Origin of the sequence: Mesorhizobium sp. M1E.F.Ca.ET.041.01.1.1, from assembly GCF_003997355.1 — a bacterium.
Classification (GTDB): domain Bacteria; phylum Pseudomonadota; class Alphaproteobacteria; order Rhizobiales; family Rhizobiaceae; genus Mesorhizobium.
The window spans coordinates 1-2,020 of record NZ_RZSL01000842.1; the positions used below are offsets into that span (position 1 = coordinate 1).

The following is a 2,020-nucleotide window of genomic DNA, read 5'->3' on the forward strand; positions in this document are numbered from 1 at the left end:
GCTACTGGCTGCATTTTCATCCCGAGGCCGAACCCACCTCGCCCTGGCAGCCGACCTCGGCGCCGGAGATCGAGGCGTTGGACTTGATGATGCCGCCGACGGCGGCCGCGGTGAGCAGGAAGTCGCGAATGCTCGGCTGGTCGGCCTCGGGATGAAAATGCAGCCAGTAGCGCAGCACCGCAGGCAGCGTGCCGGCAGCACCATTGGTCGGCGCGGTCACCACGCGTCCGCCGGCGGCGTTCTCCTCGTTGACCGCCATGGCATAGATCGACAGCCAGTCATTGGCGAGCAGGGGATTGGGCCGGTTCTGCTGCCACTGCTCCTGCAGCTTGTCGTGCAGCTGGCGCGCGCGGCGGCGCACCTTCAGCCCGCCCGGCATGATGCCGTCCTGCGACAGGCCGCGGTCGATGCAGCCCTTCATGGCGCTCCAGATCGCGTCGAGGCCGGCGTCTAGCTCCTCGCGCGGCATGTGCTTCTCCTCGTTGGCGCGCTTCATCTCGGCGATGGAAAGCCCGCTCTTGGCCGCCATCGCCAGCATCTCGACGGCGTTCTTGAACGGATAAGGCACTTTCTTGCCCTCGGTCGTCACGGAGCCCTTGGCCTTCATGCGCTGCAATTCTTCCTCGGAAACGACGAAGCCGCCGCCGATCGAATAATAGATGCGCTTCAACAGCAGCCGGTCGGATGCGTCATAGGCGTAGAAAGCCATGCCGTTGGCGTGGCCGGTCAGTGGCGTCTTGCGGTCGAGCACAAGATCCTTGGCCGGATCGAAGCGATAGGTCGGATGTCCAGGCGGCGAAATCCGCTTCTCCGCGCCGATGCGGGCGACGATGCCGTCCGCTTCGTCCGGATCGACCGTCTGCGGCGTCTCGCCGGCCAGGCCGAGGATGACGGCGCGGTCCGAGCCATGGCCGATGCCGGTATAGGCAAGAGAGCCATGCAGGCTGGCGCCGATCCGGTCGACCTTGACGCCGGCCGGCCGCGGCCAGTCGTCGGCGAGGATTTCGTCGAGGAAGCGGCGCGCGGCCGTCATCGGCCCCATCGTATGCGAGCTCGATGGGCCGATGCCGATCTTGAACAGGTCGAAAACCGAAAGGAACACGCGCCATTATCTCCTGAGGGACGCTCAAGGCTTACATATAGGAATTCCCGTCATGTTTCCGCTGTTTTGCGTGTCGCGGCGCAGCATGTGCCGACCTTGTTTGCTCCGGCAGCGACATAGGTTGCTAGACCGTGATGCCGTGATTAATCTGCGCAATGCGCCACGCCGGCGGCGTCAATGTCTCGTTTGTCACTTGCCGGGGAGGAAGCCATGCTTGCGTTGGATGCCAGACCGGAACCGGTGGGCATCGTGCCCGTCCAGACAGCCATTATCGTGGTCGACATGCAGAACGCCTTCGCTTCGGCAGGCGGCATGTTCGACTTGGCAGGATTCGACATATCTGGTGCAGCGCCAGCCGTTGAAGCCACCAAGCGCCTCCTTGCTGCAGCTCGGCGCGCCGGCCTGGCGGTGATCTATCTGCAGATGTCCTACAAGCCCGATCTCAGCGATGCGGGCGGCCCCTCCTCACCGAACTATCACAAGGAACTTGGGATGGTCCTGATGCGCGGGCGACCCGAACTTCGCGGCAAGCTGCTGATCGACAACAGCTGGGATTGGCAGATCGTCGACGCGCTGAAACCCGAGCAAGGCGACCATGTCGTCCGCAAATCCCGCTACAGCGGATTTTGCAACACCGGACTGGAAGCATATTTGCGAGCCCGCAATATTCGCCATCTGCTGTTCACCGGGGTTGCGACCAATGTCTGCGTCGATGCAACTGCGCGTGATGCCTACTTGCTGGAATTCTGGCCGATCCTGGTCGAGGACGCGATGAACCATTCCGGCCGGGACTTCAACCGCCAGTCGACGCTGTGGAATTTCGAAAACGCGTTCGGATGGATTACCAGAACCGACACGGTCGTCGACGCCTTGCGAATGGCAGCTGCGGCGCCCTTGCCGGCATAAGCGGACCAGCGA

1 protein-coding gene and 1 pseudogene are annotated in these 2,020 nt (G+C 63.3%); one reads left to right on the plus strand and one right to left on the minus strand.

Going from position 1 to position 2,020, the window contains the following annotated elements; all coding sequences use genetic code 11:
• Nucleotides 1-22 precede the first annotated feature (22 nt).
• Nucleotides 23-1,102 (minus strand): annotated as a pseudogene (locus EOA38_RS34920) (L-serine ammonia-lyase); the annotation flags it as partial.
• Between the two features lie 210 nt (nt 1,103-1,312).
• Here EOA38_RS34920 and EOA38_RS34925 point away from each other — a divergent pair.
• Nucleotides 1,313-2,008, plus strand: a complete 696-nt coding sequence (locus tag EOA38_RS34925) for a cysteine hydrolase (protein ID WP_127301365.1) — start codon at nt 1,313-1,315, stop codon at nt 2,006-2,008.
• The last annotated feature ends 12 nt before the right edge of the window (nt 2,009-2,020 follow it).